Raw genomic sequence first — 19,081 nt, 5'->3', positions numbered from 1 at the left:
CGCTCCGACGTCGTTCACCACGCGTGGCGAGGACCTGAACGGCTTCGGTCCCGCGTTCCGAGCGCTCGTCGGTCCACGCCCGCATCCTGTCCTCGCAGGATTCCTCCCACGGTTTCGACGACGGAACGGACACACTGCCATGAGTGAACTCGTGCTGGGTATCGACACGGGCACCGCCGGCACCAAGGGCGTACTCACCACCCTGGACGGATCCGTGGTCGCGACATCCGTCCGCCATCACACCATGTCGTTGCCCAGACCGTCCTGGGCCGAAGTGGACGCCGCCGCGGTCTGGTGGGGCGACTTCACCGCGGTGGCCCGTGAGCTGATGGACCGGATCGGCTCCCACACCCTCGCCGGACTCTGCGTCAGCGGTGTCGGCCCCTGCCTGCTGGTCTGCGACAGCGACGTGGAGCCCGTGCGGCCGGCCATCCTCTACGGCATCGACGGCCGGGCCGAGCGGGAGATCCGCGACCTCACCGAGCGGCTCGGCGCCGACACCGTCCTCGAACGCTGCGGCAAGGCGCTCAGCACCCAGGCCGTGGGCCCGAAGATGCTGTGGATGCAGCGCAACGAGCCACGGGAATGGGCTCGCGGAACGAGGTGGTACAACTCCCACTCCTATCTCTCCGCCAAGCTCACCGGTGCCTACGTACTCGACCATCACACGGCCAGCCAATGCGACCCGCTGTACGACATCCATGCCGGATCCTGGGCGCAGGACTGGCTCCCGGACATCGTGGGCCACCTGGAGATGCCGCGACTCGTCCACCCTCACGAGGTCGTGGGAACGGTGACCGCCGAGGCGTCGCAGGCCACGAAGATCCCGGTCGGCACCCCTGTCTCCGCCGGGACGATCGATGCCTGGGCCGAGGCCCATTCCGTCGGCGTACGGCATCCCGGCGACCTCATGCTCATGTACGGCTCCACGCTGTTCTTCGTCCAGGTCCTGGGTACGTACCGGGCACACCCCAAACTGTGGACGACGGCAGGGGTGGAGCCGGGCCGACGAACCATCGCCGCGGGGATGTCCACCTCGGGGTCCCTGACGCGGTGGCTCCAGGACGTCACCGGAGGAGAGTCCTTCGACACCCTGGTCACCGAGGCCGAAGCGGTGCCGGCCGGTTCGGACGGCCTGCTGATGCTCCCGTACTTCGCCGGTGAGCGGACCCCGATCTTCGACCCGCACGCCAGAGGCGTGGTGGCGGGCCTCACGCTGCGCCACACACGTGGGCACCTGTTCCGGGCCGCCTACGAGGGCATCGCGTTCGGCGCCCGCCAGATCCTCGACTTCCTGGAAGACCCCGACGACCCGGTCCGGCGCATCGTGGCGGTCGGGGGCGGCACCAAGGGCGGACTGTGGACCCAGATCGTCAGCGACGTCACCGGCCGGGAACAGCAGGTACCGGCACAGACCATCGGGGCCTGCTACGGCGACGCCCTGCTCTCCGCGGTCGGGCTCGGACTCGTACCGCGCGACACGGACTGGGCAGTGGTCGAGAAGACGGTGCGGCCCCAGGCCCACACGCGTGAGATCTACGACCGCCTGTACGCGTCGTACACGGCGCTCTACCCGGCCACGCTCCACATCGTGCACGATCTCGCCGACATGCAGTGAGGACCATCGCGGTACTCACCACGGTCGTCCGAAGTCCCGGCGTCCGGGGTCGCGGCGAGCGTGTTCGCGGTCGGCCGATGAACGACACGCCGAAGGCGTCCCCTGTCACAGGGTGCGCCCTCAGCGCCGTGCGAGCCCCCAGGGGGACGGCAGTTGTCACCGTCACCGTCCCAAGGCCGAGCGCGGACCGTCAGCGCAGTGCGGCCTCGCCCGTGTGGACGGCGCGCAGGGCGCGCTCGACGGTCTCCTCGTTCTCGCCGACCGGAGCCACGTAGTCGAGGACACCGCGCGCGGCGTCCTCCCCGAGGGTGCGGGTGATCACCCACGTGGCCAGGTACTGGGACGCCAGGCAGCCACCCGCCGTGGCGATGTTGCCCTCGGCGTGGAACGGGACGTCCAGCACGGTGACGTCGCACGCCTCGACGAAGGGCCGGCTCTTCATGTCCGTGCACACCGGCATGCCACCCACCAACCCGAGCCGGGCCAGCACCAGCGCGCCGGAGCACTGTGACCCGATCAGCTGTCGCGACGGGTCGAGCCGGAGTCTGGAGATCAGCTGGTCGTCGGCGACCACGTCTCGCGCCTTCACCCCGCTGCCGATCAGTACGACATCGGCCTCGGTCACGAACTCCATCGGGCGCTGCCCGGTCACCTCGACGCCGTTCATCGACGTGACCACCGGCGTCGGTGTCGTGATGAAGGCTTCCAAGCCGTCCTTGCGGCACCGGTTGATCAGCGCGGAAGCGATGAAGCTGTCGAGCTCGTTGAACCCGTCGAAAGTGACCACGGCTACCTGCATCACGACTCCTCCAAGGACGTCATCCGAGCGTCAGTGTCCCCGGCGCCGCGTTCCGGATGGAGGGCCAATCGGCGGCAGGTGGCCTGCCTGCCGTGGCCCCTTGGCCCCGGGGGCGACAGGATCCGCCGGGTCGAGGAGGCCGTGAACCGGGCGCGGCCCCGGGCGAGGGCGAGGGCGAGGGCGAGGAGGAGGGCGAGGAGGAGGGCGAGGAGGAGGGCGAGGAGGAGGGCGAGGTGCGGGCCGTATACGACCGTGCCGGGGACGCCCGCCGCGCGGATCCTCGCCCGTCCCGCGACCCGAACCGAACTTCCCGCAGGGTCAGTTGGCCCAGGGCGGAGTGATGACCGAGCCGTCGGCCAGCTCCGCGCGGAGGCCGATGGACGTGGTGACCCAGGAGGTCGCGGTCCGCCGGGTCGGGTTCTCGACGCCGAAGGCCGTGCCGGGGTTGATGATCACCGTGTCGCCCGCGGTGATGCGGTCGGCGCGGCCGTCGAGGGTGATCAGCAGTTCCCCGGTGAGGAGATGGAAGATCTCCTCACGGTTGACCGTGTGCACAGGGGCCTTCGTCCCGGCGGGGATCTCACCCCGCCAGGCACACAACTCCTTGCTGCCGCTGAGGGGAGTGGCGTACGAGACGAAACGGGCGCCGTGGATCTCGTGGACGACGGCGTCGGACGGGCGGACGACGGGCATGGCTGGCCTCCGTGGCGCATGGGCGAAAGTGGTCAAGTGGCTTGACCGCGTGAATATAGTCAAGCTGCTTGACTGAATAGTCAAGCCGCTTGACCGATGAGTGAGGGGTGTTTCAATGCTCCCGTGCAGAACTCCGAGGCCATGGCCCTGTCCGCCGCCCTGCTCGCCGTCGCCGGTGACCTGACGCAGCGCATCCATGAGGGGGTCGTCGCGCGCGGGTTCGAGGGGCTGCGGCCCGCGCACGGCTTCGCGTTCACGCGGCTCGCTCCGGACGGCGCGACGGTCACCGAACTCGCGGCGCACCTCGGGGTCACCAAGCAGGCCGCCAGCCAGCTCGTCGAGGAACTGGTGCGCAAGGGATACGTGGAACGGCACCCGCATCCAGGTGACGCGCGCGCCCGCCTGGTCGTGCTGACCGAGCGCGGCTGGGCCTGCACGCGCGCCGCGGAGGAGTCGGCGGCGGAGGCCGTCCGGCCATGGGTCGAGCTGCTCGGAGAGGGTGAGGTGGGCGTGTTGCGTGAGCGATTGCTGCGGATCGCGCCCTACGGTCCGATCAGGCCCGCCTGGTGACGGCGCGGCGGCGCTTATCACTACCACCGACTATCACTGGAAGTTTTTACTGACGCGTAACTTCACAGTTGGGCTACTCACTCGTAACTTGACGAGTGAACAGCATCCTCGTGATCCGGATCACAGGGCGTACGCCGCCGTCACTCCCTTGAGCCGCAAGGAGATCACCCGATGCTGCCCTGGAAGCGCCTGCTCAGACCCCTCGTCGCACTGCTGCTGGCCGCCGCCGTCGCGGTCGTCCCCGCCGCCACCGCCCACGCCGCCGCGCCGAGCAGCGGCTGGAACGACTACTCCTGCCGCCCCTCCGCCAGCCATCCCCGCCCCGTCGTCCTCGTCCACGGCACCTTCGCGAACTCCGTCGACAACTGGCTGTCCTTCGCCCCGTACCTGGTGGCCCGCGGGTACTGCGTCTACTCGCTCGACTACGGGCAACTGCCCGGCGTCCCGATCTTCAACGCCCTCGGCCCCATCGACAAGTCGGCCGGACAGCTCCAGGTCTTCGTCGACAAGGTGCTCGCCGCGACCGGCGCCGCCAAGGCCGACCTCGTCGGCCACTCCCAGGGCGGCATGATGCCCCGCTACTACCTCAAGTTCCTCGGCGGAGCCGCCAAGGTGAACACGTTCGTCGGCATCGCGCCCGACAACCACGGCACCACCCTCGACGGCCTCACCAAGCTGCTGCCGTACTTCCCCGGTGCCGAGGACCTGCTGTCCGCGGCCACGCCCGCGCTCGCGGACCAGATCGCCGGGTCCGCGTTCCTGACCAAACTCAACGCCGGCGGCGACACCGTCCCGGGCGTCCACTACACGGTGATCGCCACCAGGTACGACGAGGTGGTCACTCCCTACCGCTCGCAGTTCCTCACCGGATCCGACGTCCACAACGTGCTGCTTCAGGACCTGTGCCCGGTCGACATCTCCGAGCACGCGGCGATCGGCCTCCTCGACCGGATCGCCTTCCACGAGGCGGCGAACGCCCTCGATCCCGCGCACGCCACCACCACCAACTGCGCCTCGGTGTTCAGCTGATCCGTGGCCCGGTGCCGGGTCCTGTCCGGCCTGAGCCGCCGGACAGGACCCGGAATCCTTCCCGCCCGGCGGGAAGAGGCGGGCACTAGCGACCGTGCCGGCCACCGTTCACCGCGCGGCGGCGCACCGAGGCGAACAGCGCCGCCGCGCCCAGTGCCAGCGCGCTCGCGCCCCCGATCGCGAGGTAGGGGGTGTCGGAGTCGCCGCCGGTCTCGGCGAGGTTCTCCGGGGCACCGGCCGCCTCGGGCCGATCGGCCGAAGCGGTGGAGGCGCCGGACGCGTCCGAGTCGCCGGGCGTGCCGGAGGCGGGGGAACCCGCGGCCGGAGTGTCCGCGGCGTCGTGATGGCCGTGCCGCACCGTCGACTTGTCGGCACCGTCGGCGATCTGCTCCTCGGAGGGAGCGGAGGCGGCCGGCGCGGGCGCGCTCGACGCGGGGGAGGCGCCGCCTCCTGTGCCGCCGCTCCCCGAACCACCACCGGCGGAACCGCTGCTGCCGGAGCCACTGCCGCCTGAACCGCCGTTGCCCGAACCGCTGTTGCCCGAACCACCGCTTCCGCCGAAGGTGACGTCGGAGCAGGAGTAGAACGCCTCCGGGCTGTCCGAGCGCTGCCAGACCGCGTAGAGGAGCTGCTTGCCGGAGCGCTTCGGCAGGGTGCCGGAGAAGGTGTAGTAGCCGTTCGTCGCGACGGGGTCGGTCTTGGTCGCCACCGGGTGCGCCAGATCCAGATCCCCCCAGGCCAGCGGCTTCGACGGGTCGTAACCGTCCTTGCTGAGGTAGACGTTGAAGGTGCCCTTGTGCGGGGCGGTCACCCGGTACCTGAAGGTGTACGCGCCCGCGCTCACGGCCGTCGTCGGCCAGTCGGCGCGGGCCAGGTCCAGGCCCTTGAACTCGGCGTTGCCCGCGCTGCACAGCTTCCCGTCGGGAACGCGCTGCTGGTGCCGGCCGTTCGCGTCGCCGATCCGGATGCCGTTCCAGTCGTACAGCGCCTGGGTGCCGCCCGCCGCGACGGCCGCCTTGCAGGCGGCGGACCGGGGACTCTCGGGGCCCTCCGCGTAGCACTGGAAGACCCGGCTGACGGGGTCTCCCATCGAACCGTGCGCCGAGGCGGGCGCGGCGGCGAGCGCGGTCAGGGCGAGTGGCGCGACACCGACGGCGGCGAGGCTGGCGGCCCTGCGGCGACCGGACATGGGGGAGCTCCTCGATCGAAACGGTCCTGAGCGGGCGCGATCGGCCCGGACTGCGTGCGGTGATCAGCAAACTAGCCTCAAGAATCCGCGGAATCGCCTGCTGGAGACGGGTGCGGGAGATCCTTATGGCCGCGTTAAGGCGGGGCTAACGGGGGGCTCAGGATGGGGGGGTTGGGGAGGGCCCTCCCACCTGCGCCGGAGCCGCTGAACCGTCCGTGGTCGTCCATGACCGTCAGTCGTGAGACGCCTGGGCCGGCTCCCGGATTGGCTCCCGGGCAGGGTGCTCGACGGATCCTGGCCAAGCCGCGAGACCAGAGACTCGGTGAGCCTCAGGAGGACCAGGAGGACCAGGAGGACCAGGAGGACCAGGCGACCCCGGCGGCCTGTGGCACAGCTGACGCATCCGCCTCGGACTGGTGGGGCGCCCAAGTACGCGGGCGTGTTCGCCCCGGCACCTTCGACGCGTCTGGACGCGGGTAGCGTTCGGGTCGTGACAGACGGTTCGAACGAACAAGGGGTCCGTCGCGCCGTCGCTTCGGACGTGGGCGCGGTGAAGGCCGTGACCGACGCGGCGTACCACCCCTACATCGCGCGCATCGGCGTGGTGCCGCAGCCCATGGAGGCGGACCACGCGGCGAACGTGGCCGCGGGGCGGGTGTTCGTCACCGGTGGCCCAGGGGAGTCCGTGACCGGGCTCGTGGTGGTCGAGGCGTACGAGGACCATCTGTACCTCGACAGCATCGCCGTCCACCCCGACGCCCGGGGAAAGGGCGTCGGGCGACGGCTGCTGGCGTTCGTGGAGGCCCACGCGCGGGAGCTCGGGCTGCCCGAGGTCAGGCTCTTCACGAACGCGATGATGTGGGAGAACCGGAAGATCTATCCGAAGTACGGCTACGAGGTCGTCGAGCGTCGCGTGGACGGCCCGTACGACCGTGTCCACTACCGCAAGCGGCTCGTCTGACGGCCCGCGTTCCGGGGCGCGGTGCCGGGGCGGCTCATTCGTCCGGCCACCACGTGCGGTGGATGTCCTTCCGCACTTCGGGGCGCTCGGCCGGACGTTCGTCCGCCCTGTCCCGCGCACGGCGGGAGTCCGACCTGCTCAGGGGCTTCTGCACGGTCACACGGCGCATGGCTGCCTCCTTGCGTCTACCCGATTCCGTCGTTGTACGGAGGTAGACCCTTCCGGGGAGAGTTCCTCATCGGTCGCGATCTGTCTGTGGCGGGTGTCACGATTGACTGTCAGTGGCCGGTGTCACCCTGGGCCGCACCGCGGGTTACGGCGACATGAATCCAGGTCCGAGCGGTGTCGATCGCTGTTGAAAAGGGAACCACGCGCGGCGTGGGGTAATTCCCGTGGCGAACTCGCCGGACGTGACGTGTCGTGCTCCCGTGGTGACGTGGAGACACCATCCGTGCGGCGTCGGTGGTCGGGCATGGTCAGCCGAGCAGGGTCTCGAAGTCGTCCCGGCGGGCCAGGAGCTCGAGGGTGTCGAGGGCGGCGAGCGCGGCGGCCGCGGCCGCCGGATCGCTGGTCGCGAGGCCGCTCGCCGCGAACTCGTCCTCGTCCAGGCGCCGTACGTCCGCGCCGTCCGCGGAGCGCCACAGGTCCAGGTCGAGGTCCTCGACGATCAGCTCGCCGCCACGGACGGTGGCCGGACGGGTGATGTCGCAGTACCAGCCCTTGCGCACCCCCCGTGCGTCCCGGACCTCCTTCACCGCGTACCAGCGGTCCCGCCAGTAGTGCTCGGTGAGGACGTCACCCGGCTCGAACCGTACGAAGCCGAAGTCACGGACGCCGTCGGCCGCCCACGGCGCGCGGACGGTGACCCGGGTGCCGTCGTCGTGGAGCAGCTCGGCCGGATAACGGATCTTCGTACGGCCGGACTTGACGAGGACGACGTCCAGACGGCGGGGACCGTCAGCCGAGTTCGCGGACATGACGCACCTCCGTGCCGCAGATCTCGTACCCGAACCACTTGTTGATCGCGATCATCGGCCCGTTGCCGCTGTCGTTGCCGGTGAACGCCTCGGTGCAGCCGGCTGCGCGGGCGCGGTGCAGGGAGTCGTTCTTGGCGAGCTTGGCGAGGCCGCGACCGCGGAAGGCGGCGGCGGTGCCCGTCATCACGGTGCCGTAGCGGGTTCCGCCGTCCGTGCGGGCCGCGCTGAAGGCCGCCGGGCGGCCGTCGACGAGCGCGACCGTGGTCAGTTCCGCGCTGAACAGGGGGTGGTGCCAGGTCTCCCGCAGCCAGGCCTGGTAGTCCGTGAACTCATGCGGGATGTCTCCGGGTTCGTCGGCCGACGTCTCCGCGTCCAGGGCGAACAGCGGGCGCGGGTCGGCAGCGAAGTCCGATGCAGTGCGCAGTTCCACGCCCGGCGGCGGGTCCTGACGCGGCGGCAGGGCGGCGCCCGCCAGGTCCAGCCGGAGGAAGTGGGCGGAGCGGCCGGCGCGGTAGCCGTGCCGCTCGGCGAACGCCCGGTTGCCCGGCTCGTCCAGGACCCAGGCGAAGAGCCGGGTCGCACCCTGGGCCGCGAGGTGCCGCTCGGCGGCGCGCACCAGGAGCGAGCCCGCGCCCCGGCGCGTACGGTCCGGGTCGACATACACGTTGAGATAGCCCTGACCGGGCTCCGGGCTGTCGTACGCGATGCCGACCTGGGCCGTGCCGACCACCTCGCCGTCCAGTTCGGCGACCAGCGGACGGTAGTGGGCTTCGGGGTGTGCGTGGGAGACGTCGTACGCGAGGGAGCCGGGGGTGTACAGCATGTGGGGGAGCGCCCGGTTGCGGACCCGGGCGAAGCCCTCGGTCCGCCGCCGGTCGTCGGGGCGGAGGTCGTCGACGATCACGGTCATGGACTCGCACGCTACGCGCGGGGCGGGTGCGGTCACCTCTCATTTTTTCCGCTGCCTCTGCTCCGGTACCTCACATCACCCCGCGGGTACGGGACAATCGCCGCGTGACGCTGAAGATCCACATCGATGAGGGGACCGCGCCCTACGAGCAGGTGCGCGCCCAGATCTCCGGGCAGGTCCGTTCCGGGGTGCTCCCGGTCGGCTACAAGCTGCCCACGGTACGGGGGCTGGCCGAGGAGCTCGGCCTCGCCGCGAACACGGTCGCCAAGGCGTACCGGGCACTGGAGTCGGACGGGGTGATCGAGACGCGGGGCCGCAACGGTACGTTCGTGGCCGCCGCCGGTTCGGCGGCCGAGCGCGAGGCCGCGACGGCCGCTCAGGCCTACGCCGAGCGCGTGCGCCGCCTCGCGCTGACCGAGTCCGCCGCGCTCGACGCCGTACGGGATGCCCTGCGGGCGGCCTACGGAGGCGGGGTCTAGGGGGCGGCACGGCACCTCGCGGCGTTGCCGGACCGTCCGGGTAGGTCCGTATGTGGGGAACCCTCCGCCGTGCCGGACCTCGCAGGGCAGTGCGGGCAGGGCAGCCACAGCCAGGGGCTACGCCCCCGAGAGCCCCAGGTGCCGCGGGCGTCTCGACCTCGCGAGAGCCCTGGCGCTCAGGGCGCCCGGGGTCTTCCCGCGCCCTGAGCGTCCCGAAGCCCGAGGCCCGGGGTGCTGTCGACGCCCCGAGTCAGGGTGCCCGGGATGCGCCGAGTGCCCCCGGCGCCCCCACCACCCGGACGCGCGACGTCTGAAGGCCTACAGATACAACCCCGCGTCCGCGCCGTCCCGTGGGTCGGGGACCGATGTGGGGGTGGTGCCCCGGCGGAGCGCGTACAGCTCCGCCAGTGTGGCGCCCTCGCGTGAGACGCCCTCCTCCGTGCCGAGCCAGCCGACGGCCTCGGAGCGGGTCAGCGGGCCGACCTCGATCCGGGCGAGGCAGCGGCCGGGGCGGACCACGGCGGGGTGGAGGCGCTCCAGGTCCTCGTTCGTGGTCACCCCCACCAGGACGTTGCGGCCCTGGCCGAGGAGGCCGTCCGTGAGGTTGAGCAGGCGCGAGAGGGCCTGGCCCGCGGTGTGCTTCGCCTCGCCGCGGATCAGTTCGTCGCAGTCCTCCAGCAGGAGCAGCCGCCAGCGGCCCTTGCCCGTGCCGTCCTCCTCGCCGATCGCGATGTCCATCAGATAGCCGACGTCGGAGAAGAGCCGCTCGGGGTCCAGGACGCAGTCCACCTGGCACCAGTCCCGCCAGGAGCGGGCCAGGGTCCGCAGCGCGGACGTCTTGCCGGTGCCGGGCGGGCCGTGCAGCAGCAGGAGCCGGCCCGCGATGTCCTCGGGGGTCGTCTTCATCAGGCCGTCCATCGCGTCGGCGACCGGGCCGGTGTAGTTCGGCCGGACCTCCTCCCACGTGCCCGCGGAGATCTGCCGCGTGGTGCGGTGCGGGCCGCGGCGCGGGGACACGTACCAGAAGCCCATCGTCACGTTCTCGGGCTGGGGTTCGGGTTCGTCCGCCGCGCCGTCCGTGGCCTGGTCGAGGACCTTCTCGGCCAGTTCGGCGCTGGTCGCGGTGACCGTGATGTCCGCGCCCCGGTTCCAGCGCGACACCAGGAGGGTCCAGCCGTCCCCCTCCGCCAGCGTCGCGCTGCGGTCGTCGTCGCGGGCCGAGCGCAGCACACGGGCACCCGGTGGCAGCAGGGTCGCCCCGGACCGTACCCGGTCGATGTTCGCCGCGTGCGAGTGAGGTTGCTCGCCCGTCGCGAAGCGGCCGAGGAACAGCGCGTCGACGACATCCGACGGAGAGTCGCTGTCATCGACGTTGAGCCGGATCGGCAGTGCGTCGTGTGGGTTGCCAGACATGCCGCCATGATCCGTCACCAAGGGGACCCGCGCACGGGATTTCCGCAGCCTGTTGCCGGTGTTCCCCTGGACGCGCCCCAGTTCAGCCGCCTTCCGGCCGCACGGCCGGGTGCCCGCCGCGGGGCCACGGGAGCCGCCGCCCCCGGAAAATGTGGCAATCCTATGCTTACACAAGCTCTGTCCGGCGGCCGATCCGCGCCGTTACTGTTGCCCATGATGGGACGTCATGGGTGGAATTCGGGGGCACAGCGGTGGCGGCTGACCGCGCTGCTCGGCGTGGGAGTGGCCGCTCTGGCCTTGGTGGTGACCCTGCTCAACACCTTGCCCGGGGGCGGCGCGAGCACCGCGGGCACGACCCGTGACGGGGACAGGGTGCACGGCACACCGGTCACCCCGCCCGGGACGCCGCAGCCGGCGGTGGGCTGGGGCTTCACCCACACCCAGTTCAGCGCCGACGAGGGCAGCGACGCGGCGACCGAGCGCGCCGAGGGACTGCTGGAGAAGCGGTCGCTGCCGCAGAACCAGCACATCATGGGCTGGGGCGCCGGCAATCCCGAACCCTCCAAGGGCCGCTACGACTTCACCGAGATGGACCGCCGCATCGACTTCGTCCGCAAGTCCGGCGGCACCCCGGTCGTCACCCTGTGCTGCTCGCCGGACTGGATGAAGGGCGGCAGGCCCGGCGCGAACCACACGAACTGGAGCCAGGCGTCCCTGGAGACCGCGCCGGACCGCGCCCACTACGAGGACTTCGCCGAGCTCGCCGCGACCGTCGCCAAGCGCTACCCGGACGTACGTCACTTCATCGTCTGGAACGAGTTCAAGGGCTTCTGGAACAACGCCGAGGCCCGCTGGGACTACGAGGGCTACACGCAGCTCTACAACCTGGTGTACAAGGCGCTGAAGAAGGTCGACAAGGACATCATGGTCGGCGGGCCCTATCTCGTCATGGACAGCTTCGACCCGCGCCAGAAGGAGAACGCGTCCACGACCGTGAAGGGCGCCTGGGGCGCCATGGACCAGCGTGTCCTCGACGCGTTCGACTACTGGAACAAGCACAAGGCGGGCGCCGACTTCGTCGTCGTCGACGGCTCCAGTTACACCAAGGACGACGACCTGCTGCCCGACGAGTTCGGGGCCACCGACAAGCTCACGGCCGTCAGCGAGTGGGTGCGGGCGCGGACGCACGGCCTGCCGCTGTGGTGGGCCGAGTACTACGTCGAGCCGGCCGACGGCAACGACGACCGCAAGGGCTGGTCCGAGACCCACCGTGTCGCCGTGCAGGCCGCCGGGATGATCGCGATGGCCCGAGGCGGTGCCACCTCGGGTTTCTACTGGAACCCGGAGGAGGAGAAGGGCTCCGGCTGCGCGGGCTGCCTGTGGACGCCGACCGACGGCGCCGAGGGGGGCGCGGCCCTGCCCATGTTCGACCTGGTATCCCGCTTCAGCGCGGCGTTCGGACCGGGGGCCAGGTACGAGACGGTGTCCGTCGCCGCCGACGACGTGCCCAACGTGCGCGTCCTCGCCACGGACAAGGCCGTACTCGTGGTGAACACCCAGAACCGGCCGATCAGCGCACAGGTCGACGGCCGGAGGTTCGCCCTGGGGGCGTACGGGGTGAAGTGGCTCACCCGGTGAGCCGCTCCACCCCCCACGGCCCGGCTATTTCATGGTCAGGAACCGCTGCACCAGCGAGGCCAGCAGCACCGCCAGCAGCGGCAGCGAGAACCAGAAGCTGCTCTGCAGCCACCGCAGCTGTCGCACGCTCGGCCGCACCGCCACCCGGATGATCTCCCGCGCGGTCAGCATCACGACGAGCGCCACGGCCGCCAGGGCGCCGACGACCGACCACGGCGTCCAGGTGATCTGCGGGCCGATCGGCCCGGGTTCGGCCTTCGGGACGTCCCCCGCGGGCTGCTCGCGCAGCGCGTACACCGTCGCGTCGCCGTTGACGAGGACCTTCCTGAGGTCCTGCCGGTCGTCGAGGCTGTGGACGAGCCGTGCGGGCCAGGTCGCCGAGTAGCCGACGTCCATCTGGAGGTAGACCACCTGACTGCGGTTGATCATGAGGTACGAGTTCGGGCCCGCGTCCTTGAGTGACTTGACCAGACCCGACACCAGGACCGGGTCGGTCGGCGCCAGGGTGGGCACGTACTGCACCTTCTCCATGTCCTTCGTGCCCCACGGCATCGCGGGCGTCACGTTGTTCACGGTGTCATTGCTCAGCCACAGCAGCCGGACGGTCGGGTCGTCGTGCGCGTACACGTACTTCATGGCCGCGACCTCGCCCGGCCGGATCCGCTCGAACGACTCGTTGCCCCAGCGGGCGACCAGGAAGCCGCCCATCAGGAGCAGGCCCGTCATGAGGGCGGCGAGCGGGGCGAGGCTCGCCCGGTCCTTCTCCCGCTCCTTCGCGGTGACGCCGGTGCGCGGGAACAGGGCGAGCCCGGCGAGCAGCGCCGCGCCCGGAAGGGCGAACATGAAGACGCGCAGCGCCATTTCGCCGCCGTACGACTGCATGCCGAAGCCGAGGAACGGCACGAAGGTGAGGACGAGCAGTGACCGCTCGCGGTACTTGTGGTCGCGCCTCCGCCACCAGCCCCAGCAGGCGAAGGCCATCACGCCGCCGGCCAGCAGCACGCGCGCGTAGAGGACGAGTTTGTGGGTCGAACTGCCGCCCTGGATACGGCCGGAGACGGACGTCGACACGTTGCTGCCGACCCCGCCGACCCCGCCGAACAGTTCGTTGAAGTGCCCCGACCAGTACGGCTCGGCCATGAAGCCGATCCAGACGGAGACCAGCACCGCGAACAGGATGGGCAGGCCGCGCAGTTCGGAGCGGCCGACGAGGACGAGGACCGCGAGGACACCCAGCATCACGAACGGGGTGAGCTGGTGGGCCGGGACGCTCGCCGCGAACAGGCCGATCAGCACCATGAGCAGCACGGCCCGCTGACGCCGGTCGGTCGGCTCGACCTCCGCCTCGCCCGGCCGTGCCTTCGTCCACAGCACGCGCGGTGCCCGGAACCACACCAGGAGGATCGCCACGAAGGCGAGGTAGAGCAGATAGGTGAAGCCCTGGGGGGAGAAGTAGTCCTGGCCGACCCAGCCGCTCAGGACGAAGACCCAGATGCCGGTCCACTTGGCGCGCCAGCTCGCCCGCAGCGAGCGCACGAGCAGGAACATCGGTGCCAGGTACAGGACCTGCATGGTCAGCGGCCACCAGCGGATCACCTCGGTGAGGTCGCCGACACCGCAGGCCCTGGCGACGAACGCGGCCGCCGCGAAGAAGCCCGGCCAGCTCCAGCGCGCGTCGAGGTCCGGCACGGCCGACCCGGTCCGGCCGATGTAGTCGAGGAACCCGAGGTGCTGCCAGGCCGTCGCGAACCGCGGTTCGGTCTCGATCACCGCGGGCAGCGCGTGCAGCGAGACCACGGTGGCGAGCAGGGTGACGAGCAGGAGTCCCTTGTGCTCGCTGTTCATCCAGAGCAGCGAGGCGAAGACCGCGATCAGCAGGGCGGCGCCCACGAGGGTGGGCAGCGGCAGGACGGAGACGAGGCCGAGGCCGCCCATCGTGTCGAGGGAGGCGTCGTCGAGGCTCAGTGCCGGGACCCAGTAGAGGAGCAGTGCGGAGATCAGGAGGAGGCCGAGGAGCACGCCGGGTTTGGAGGGGTGCCGTAGGCGGTCGCGGAGGGGTGGTGCGGTGTCGTCCGGCGGCCGCGGGTCGTCCGGGGCCGTGCGCGCGGTTCCCCGCGGCCCCGAGATGGCGCTGTCCGTGCCGTCCGTTTCGAAGGAGGAGGCCGGCTCGCGGGCGGGCGTCTCGAAGGGAGCGTCCACCTCCGGGGCCTCCGCCGGGCCCAGGGACGCCTCCGAGCCCGGCTCGCGCGACTCGACCGGCAGTCCCAGGGCCGGCGTCGGCAGGTGCTGTGGACGCAGCGCCCAGGTCGGACGGTGGTCCGGGCGCGCGGTGGGTGTCCCGCTGGGCGGAGTGCCCGGCCCCGGCCGTACGTCCGGGCGGCGCTCCTGATGGTCGAAGTCGACGTGGATGCCGAGGGCGAGGGTGTCGGAGTCGAGGGCCCAGGCGGGCCGCTTCGGCTCGCTCGGCTCGGCCGCGGGCACGTCGCGCGCGCCGAGGTCGGCGAGGTCTCCGTCCGGCGCCGCGCCCTGCGGCAGTTCGGCGGGCGGCGCGTGCCGCACGATCTTGAAGAGCCGGGGCGCCGCGATCGACACGATGACCGCGAGGCTGGAGATCTCCGCGACGCCCGCCCCCGTCAGCCCCATCCGGGGCAGCAGGATCACGGTCAGGCCGAGCACGAGGACGCACAGCAGGCCCTGCAGATAGGCGAGTCCGGAGGTGCGGCTCTGTGCGCGCAGTACCGCGAAGTAGGTCTCCATGACGACCCGCAGCAGCGCGCCGACCGCGAACCAGCGCAGCAGCGGCGTCGCCGCGTGCGCGTAGCCCTCACCGAAGACGTGCAGGATGAACGGCGCGCCGAGGAACAGCAGTCCGCACACCGGCAGCATGATCCTGGCCATCCGCCTGACGGCGGCCCGGGTGTTCGCTGCGAGCCGCGCCGGGTCGTGCGAACCCTCGACGGTCAGCGAGGCACCCATGTTGATGGCGAGCAGGTTGACCGTGCCGCCTATCGTCGTGGTGATGTAGAAGTACGCGTTGTCGGCGGAGCTGACCTGCGAGGCGACGATCACCGGGACGAGGTAGACCACGGCGAGCGAGAACAGCGAGCCGGTGTAGTCGCCCGCGAGGAAGCGGCCGATCTCCCTGAGGGAGGGCGGCTTGGCACGGGCCTCGGTCGCCTTGATGTGCCGGGGCACCAGGCGCCGGAAGACCAGCAGTCCGAGCGGCACGACCGACAGGGCGATCGCGGCGACCCAGGAGACGAAGACACCGCTGGTGGGGATCGCGGCGGCGAGGCCGATGAGCAGGATCAGCTTGACCGCGGAGAACACGGTGTTGCCCACCGGCACCCACAGCGCGCTGCGCAGCCCGGTCAGTACCCCGTCCTGCAGCGTCAGGAGCGACCAGGCGACGACCGCGAGGATGAACCCGAGGCCGTTGAGCGGTCCGTGCAGGAAGCGGTACGAGGGACCCCACAGGTTCAGGGTGAGCAGGAAGACGACGGCGGCCACCGCCACGACCACCGAACTGCCCGCGTAGGTCCGGAAGATGAGGCGTCCGGTGGCGCGCCCGGCGACGGGGATGAAGCGGGCCAGGGCGCCCGTCAGCGTCACCGCGGTCACCCCCGCGAGGAGCTTCATCGCGGCGATGGCGGCGGATCCCTGGCCCACCGCCGAGTCGGAGTAGTAGTGGGCGGCGATCAGCCAGTAGCCGAGCCCGAGCACCGCGGAGATACCGGTGTTGAGCATCAGGGCGTAGGCGTTGCGGAACAGCTGGTTGCCTCCGCCGTCGCTCTTGCGGCCCCGGCCGGGCAGGCGGAACCGGCGCCCCGGCCGCTGTTCGGACGTTTCGGTCGTGGGCGAGGAAGCCTGTGCTGTGGTCGTCGTGTCAGACACGGGAACGGATGGCCTTCCGGCGGACCTGTCGTGCTCTTCGGACCATGGCGTACCCCTTGGTCAGGGCGCGGTCCCGGGCGAAATTGCGAGCGATCGCACGACCCTCGACGAGCCGCTCGAACTCCTCGACACCGGTGCTGCGGCGCACGGTGACGCGTTCCAGGGCGTACGGGCCCTGCCGTCGGCGCGCCAGGGCGTTGCCGACGGCGAGGGACTGGGCGAAGCCCGCCTCCCGAACCGCGCGGCGCACCCGGCGGCTCGAGTAGCCGTAGGGGTACGCGAACGAGCCGGGCCGGGTGCCCAGTTCGTCGGCGACGATCTCCCGGCAGCGCCGCACCTCGAACCGGAGCGCGTCGTCGTCGATCTGGTCCAGCTGCGGGTGCGTGTGGCTGTGCCCGCCGATCTCGACCTGCTCGGCGGCGAGTTCGCGCACCTGGTCCCAGCTGAGCATCGTGTCGAGGCCGCCCCCGGTGTCGTGCGCCCCGCGCAGCCAGCCCGTCGAGACGAACAGTGTGGAGGCGAAGCCGTGCTTGGCGAGCACGGGCAGGGCGTGCCGGTGCACGCCCTCGTATCCGTCGTCGAAGGTGATCAGGACGGGCCGGGCGGGCAGGGCGGAGCCGAAGCGCCACCCCGCCGCCAGCTCCGCCGTGCCGACCGGGGTGAATCCCCGGTCCCCGAGCAGCGCCATCTGCTCGGCGAACGCCTCGGGCGCGACGGAAAGGGCGCGCGTCGCGTCGTTGGGCGCGGCGGCGATCGAGTGGTACATGAGGATGGGTACGGGGGAGTCGCTCACGGGGCGCCGCCTTCCGCGCGGGCGCGCGCGTGCCTCGTCCCGCCGTGGCACCCCGTGCCGGACACGGGTCCTGTTCTCATGCCGCCGCCCCCTCACGCCCCGGACCGTCGCCGATCTCCACCACCGAGAACACCGCCCCGCCCCTGCGGGCCCGGAGACTGCCGAGTACGTACCCGCCGGCCGCGGTGAGCACCCCGGCGACGATGGCGCCCGCGCGGCCCGCGCCGCCCGGTCGGGCCAGTACCGCGTCGCGCACGCCGCGCACCACTCCGGCGGGCAGGACGCGGGTGGTGTACCGGCGCTCGGACTCCAGTCCCTTCGCGGCGCCGACGCTGCGGGCCACCAGGGCCTTCGACAGGCCCTCCGCGTAGGTGCGGGTGCGGAAGTACGCGAAGTGCTCACGCGCCCGTGGCACCCGGTGGTGGATCACCGCGCGGTCGTCGATGAGCAGGATCGCGTCCGGCCTGGCGCGGGTGAGACGGATGCACAGCTCCGTCTCCTCGCAGCCCAGCGGACGTTTGTCGCCGTCGCGTCCGATGCCGGTCGCGAAGCCGCCCGCCGCGTCGAACGCGGTACGGCGGAAGGAAGCGTTTCCGCCGAGGACGTTGCGGACCCGGACCCTGCCCTGCGGCAGGCCCTTGTACGTGCAGCCCACCACCCAGTCGAACTCCTCGGGGAACCAGGCCGGACGGCGGCCCGACGCCCAGATCGGCATCGTGCGGCCGCCGACGGCCATGACCCGCGGGTCCGCGTACCCCGCGGCGAAGTGCCGCAGCCAGTCCCGCTCGGCCACGGCGTCGTCGTCGAGGAACGCGATGATCCCGCCGCGCGCGGCGGCGATGCCGGTGTTGCGGCCCGCGGACAGACCGCGCGGGCCCGCGTTGGCGAGCACCCGCACCGCGTCGGTCTCCTTGTACTCCCTGCCGAGCCGCTCCAGCAGCGTGGGGTTGTGGTCCACGACGAGGAGCGTCTCCAGGGCGGGCAGTGACTGCGCCCGCACCGAGGAGACCGCCGCGAGGATGTCCTCCCAGCGGTCCTCGGTGTAGACGCAGACCACCACGGAGATGTCGGGACTGCTCAAGACACCTCTCCCTGACCCGAGTCGAGCTGGGACGCGTGCGGCCGGCGCCGCAGCGCACGCCGGTTGGAGCGCTCCTTGAGGATGACCTTGAGGACCCGCAACCCGTCCCGCACCGCGCGCAGGTTGCTCGCGCCGTGGATACGGAGGTACTCGTGGCTGGGGATCTCCTGCACCTTGAGACCCGCCTTGACCACCCGGATGTTCATCAGCGTCTCGACCTCGAAGCCGGTGCAGTCGAGGTCGATCTCGTCCAGGCAGTGCCGCCAGAACGCGTTGTAGCCGTAGCAGAGATCGGTGTAGCGGGCGCCGAACTTGGCGTTGACGACCGCGCACAGCACCCTGTTGCCGAGCTTGCGGACGGGCGTCATGTCGGACGTGCCGCCGCCGTTGGCGAACCGCGAGCCCTTGGCGAAGTCCGCCCCGGACACCAGCGCGGACACATAGGACACGATCTCGTGTCCGTCGGCCGAGCCGTCCGCGTCGACCATCACGATGATGTCGCCGGTGCACGCCTCGAACCCGGTGATCAGCGCGTCGCCCTTGCCCTTGCCGCGCTGCTCGACGACCTTGACGTCGGGCCACAGTTCGCGGGCCACCCGGACGGTGTCGTCGGTGGAATTGCCGTCCACAAGAACCACTTCGTGAATCCAGCCGGGAAGTGTCTTGAAGACGTAGGGGAGATTCTCCGCCTCATTCATGGCGGGAATCACCACACTCACCGGTGGCGCAATGGCCAGGTGAGAGGAGATCGGCCGGTATTTGCCGACCGCTAACGGATCATCGCCCGAAATGGCTGGGCGCAGGACTGAGCTCATGAGTCTGGTCCCTCTCGTCCGGTGGACCGCCCGCCCCTGGGCGGTCCGGCTCTTTTTCCGGTTCGAAAGGGGGGTTCTCACTTACGGCATGCCGAAATGGATCTCCGTGCGTGCCGGGTGAGCTGGCAAAGCTGGCCGGCTCTCGGGAAATCGGAAGCCGACCGCGCGGCACGGCTCGGTACAAGTGTGGTCACCGAGCACGGCACCCCCCTACCGCGCCCC

Annotated in this window: 17 protein-coding genes; 6 read left to right on the top strand and 11 right to left on the bottom strand. The window is 71.2% G+C overall.

Going from position 1 to position 19,081, the window contains the following annotated elements; all coding sequences use genetic code 11:
• Window positions 1-139 precede the first annotated feature (139 nt).
• Entirely contained in the window at window positions 140-1,618 is a 1,479-nt protein-coding gene (locus HEP85_RS09390) for an FGGY-family carbohydrate kinase (protein WP_168527376.1), read from the top strand.
• A gap of 190 nt (window positions 1,619-1,808) precedes the next feature.
• On the opposite strand, the gene HEP85_RS09385 is transcribed toward HEP85_RS09390, so the two are convergent.
• The gene (locus tag HEP85_RS09385; RefSeq protein WP_168527375.1) at window positions 1,809-2,417 is read right to left on the bottom strand and encodes a DJ-1/PfpI family protein; all 609 of its coding nucleotides are present in this window, start codon (window positions 2,415-2,417) and stop codon (window positions 1,809-1,811) included.
• Between the two features lie 318 nt (window positions 2,418-2,735).
• Window positions 2,736-3,110, bottom strand: a complete 375-nt coding sequence (locus HEP85_RS09380; protein ID WP_168527374.1) for a cupin domain-containing protein — start codon at window positions 3,108-3,110, stop codon at window positions 2,736-2,738.
• 123 nt (window positions 3,111-3,233) lie between these two features.
• Between HEP85_RS09380 and HEP85_RS09375 the strand changes: the two genes are divergently transcribed.
• Window positions 3,234-3,680: a MarR family winged helix-turn-helix transcriptional regulator gene (locus HEP85_RS09375; protein WP_168527373.1), complete on the top strand. Its 447-nt coding sequence runs from the start codon at window positions 3,234-3,236 to the stop codon at window positions 3,678-3,680.
• Window positions 3,681-3,851: 171 nt separating this feature from the next.
• Window positions 3,852-4,709, top strand: a complete 858-nt coding sequence (locus HEP85_RS09370) for a triacylglycerol lipase (RefSeq protein ID WP_168527372.1) — start codon at window positions 3,852-3,854, stop codon at window positions 4,707-4,709.
• 85 nt (window positions 4,710-4,794) lie between these two features.
• On the opposite strand, the gene HEP85_RS09365 is transcribed toward HEP85_RS09370, so the two are convergent.
• On the bottom strand, window positions 4,795-5,898 hold the full coding sequence (locus HEP85_RS09365) for a lytic polysaccharide monooxygenase (protein WP_168527371.1): 1,104 nt from the start codon (window positions 5,896-5,898) through the stop codon (window positions 4,795-4,797).
• Between the two features lie 490 nt (window positions 5,899-6,388).
• Here HEP85_RS09365 and HEP85_RS09360 point away from each other — a divergent pair, with 490 nt between their 5' ends.
• Window positions 6,389-6,859: a GNAT family N-acetyltransferase gene (locus tag HEP85_RS09360; RefSeq protein ID WP_168527370.1), complete on the top strand. Its 471-nt coding sequence runs from the start codon at window positions 6,389-6,391 to the stop codon at window positions 6,857-6,859.
• Between the two features lie 34 nt (window positions 6,860-6,893).
• Here the strand turns inward: HEP85_RS09360 and HEP85_RS09355 are convergent, their stop codons facing one another.
• From HEP85_RS09355 to HEP85_RS09345, 3 genes are all read right to left on the bottom strand, one after another.
• Window positions 6,894-7,028 carry a hypothetical protein gene (locus tag HEP85_RS09355; protein WP_282189840.1) on the bottom strand — a complete coding sequence of 45 codons (135 nt, stop codon included), beginning with the start codon at window positions 7,026-7,028 and terminating at the stop codon, window positions 6,894-6,896.
• 307 nt (window positions 7,029-7,335) lie between these two features.
• Window positions 7,336-7,836: a DUF402 domain-containing protein gene (locus HEP85_RS09350; RefSeq protein ID WP_168527369.1), complete on the bottom strand. Its 501-nt coding sequence runs from the start codon at window positions 7,834-7,836 to the stop codon at window positions 7,336-7,338.
• A complete protein-coding gene (locus HEP85_RS09345; RefSeq protein WP_168527368.1) occupies window positions 7,817-8,746 on the bottom strand; it encodes a GNAT family N-acetyltransferase in 930 nt (309 codons plus the stop codon). The genes HEP85_RS09350 and HEP85_RS09345 overlap by 20 nt, the downstream gene beginning before the upstream one ends.
• Window positions 8,747-8,850: 104 nt before the next feature.
• Here HEP85_RS09345 and HEP85_RS09340 point away from each other — a divergent pair, with 104 nt between their 5' ends.
• Complete coding sequence (locus HEP85_RS09340; RefSeq protein WP_168527367.1) at window positions 8,851-9,225, top strand: GntR family transcriptional regulator; 375 nt, start codon at window positions 8,851-8,853, stop codon at window positions 9,223-9,225.
• A gap of 318 nt (window positions 9,226-9,543) precedes the next feature.
• Here the strand turns inward: HEP85_RS09340 and HEP85_RS09335 are convergent, their stop codons facing one another.
• Entirely contained in the window at window positions 9,544-10,638 is a 1,095-nt protein-coding gene (locus tag HEP85_RS09335; protein WP_168527366.1) for a DUF5925 domain-containing protein, read from the bottom strand.
• 216 nt (window positions 10,639-10,854) lie between these two features.
• Here HEP85_RS09335 and HEP85_RS09330 point away from each other — a divergent pair, with 216 nt between their 5' ends.
• The gene (locus HEP85_RS09330; protein ID WP_168533472.1) at window positions 10,855-12,276 is read left to right on the top strand and encodes a xylan 1,4-beta-xylosidase; all 1,422 of its coding nucleotides are present in this window, start codon (window positions 10,855-10,857) and stop codon (window positions 12,274-12,276) included.
• 24 nt (window positions 12,277-12,300) lie between these two features.
• Here HEP85_RS09330 and HEP85_RS09325 read toward each other — a convergent pair whose 3' ends face one another.
• From HEP85_RS09325 to HEP85_RS09310, 4 genes are all read right to left on the bottom strand, one after another.
• Window positions 12,301-16,170, bottom strand: coding sequence for a lipopolysaccharide biosynthesis protein (locus HEP85_RS09325; protein WP_168527365.1), 3,870 nt, complete (start codon window positions 16,168-16,170; stop codon window positions 12,301-12,303).
• Window positions 16,163-16,963 carry a polysaccharide deacetylase family protein gene (locus tag HEP85_RS09320; RefSeq protein WP_248001877.1) on the bottom strand — a complete coding sequence of 267 codons (801 nt, stop codon included), beginning with the start codon at window positions 16,961-16,963 and terminating at the stop codon, window positions 16,163-16,165. The genes HEP85_RS09325 and HEP85_RS09320 overlap by 8 nt, the downstream gene beginning before the upstream one ends.
• A 76-nt stretch (window positions 16,964-17,039) precedes the next feature.
• The gene (locus HEP85_RS09315) at window positions 17,040-18,044 is read right to left on the bottom strand and encodes a glycosyltransferase family 2 protein (RefSeq protein ID WP_168527364.1); all 1,005 of its coding nucleotides are present in this window, start codon (window positions 18,042-18,044) and stop codon (window positions 17,040-17,042) included.
• Complete coding sequence (locus HEP85_RS09310; RefSeq protein ID WP_168527363.1) at window positions 18,041-18,859, bottom strand: glycosyltransferase family 2 protein; 819 nt, start codon at window positions 18,857-18,859, stop codon at window positions 18,041-18,043. The genes HEP85_RS09315 and HEP85_RS09310 overlap by 4 nt, the downstream gene beginning before the upstream one ends.
• Between the last annotated feature and the right edge of the window lie 222 nt (window positions 18,860-19,081).

The sequence above is a fragment of the Streptomyces sp. RPA4-2 genome (assembly GCF_012273515.2).
GTDB classification, from domain to species: domain Bacteria; phylum Actinomycetota; class Actinomycetes; order Streptomycetales; family Streptomycetaceae; genus Streptomyces; species Streptomyces kaempferi.
This window is presented reverse-complemented; position numbering and strand designations above follow the sequence as displayed.

Bases quoted from the DNA above. Each gene is read 5' to 3' on its own strand.
- HEP85_RS09385 (WP_168527375.1), bottom strand. From the start codon at position 2,417: ATGCAGGTAGCCGTGGTCACTTTCGACGGGTTCAACGAGCTCGACAGC.
- HEP85_RS09335 (WP_168527366.1), bottom strand. From the start codon at position 10,638: ATGTCTGGCAACCCACACGACGCACTGCCGATCCGGCTCAACGTCGAT.
- HEP85_RS09355 (WP_282189840.1), bottom strand. From the start codon at position 7,028: ATGCGCCGTGTGACCGTGCAGAAGCCCCTGAGCAGGTCGGACTCCCGC.
- HEP85_RS09390 (WP_168527376.1), top strand. From the start codon at position 140: ATGAGTGAACTCGTGCTGGGTATCGACACGGGCACCGCCGGCACCAAG.
- HEP85_RS09330 (WP_168533472.1), top strand. From the start codon at position 10,855: ATGGGACGTCATGGGTGGAATTCGGGGGCACAGCGGTGGCGGCTGACC.
- HEP85_RS09310 (WP_168527363.1), bottom strand. From the start codon at position 18,859: ATGAGCTCAGTCCTGCGCCCAGCCATTTCGGGCGATGATCCGTTAGCG.
- HEP85_RS09365 (WP_168527371.1), bottom strand. From the start codon at position 5,898: ATGTCCGGTCGCCGCAGGGCCGCCAGCCTCGCCGCCGTCGGTGTCGCG.
- HEP85_RS09380 (WP_168527374.1), bottom strand. From the start codon at position 3,110: ATGCCCGTCGTCCGCCCGTCCGACGCCGTCGTCCACGAGATCCACGGC.
- HEP85_RS09350 (WP_168527369.1), bottom strand. From the start codon at position 7,836: ATGTCCGCGAACTCGGCTGACGGTCCCCGCCGTCTGGACGTCGTCCTC.
- HEP85_RS09345 (WP_168527368.1), bottom strand. From the start codon at position 8,746: ATGACCGTGATCGTCGACGACCTCCGCCCCGACGACCGGCGGCGGACC.
- HEP85_RS09370 (WP_168527372.1), top strand. From the start codon at position 3,852: ATGCTGCCCTGGAAGCGCCTGCTCAGACCCCTCGTCGCACTGCTGCTG.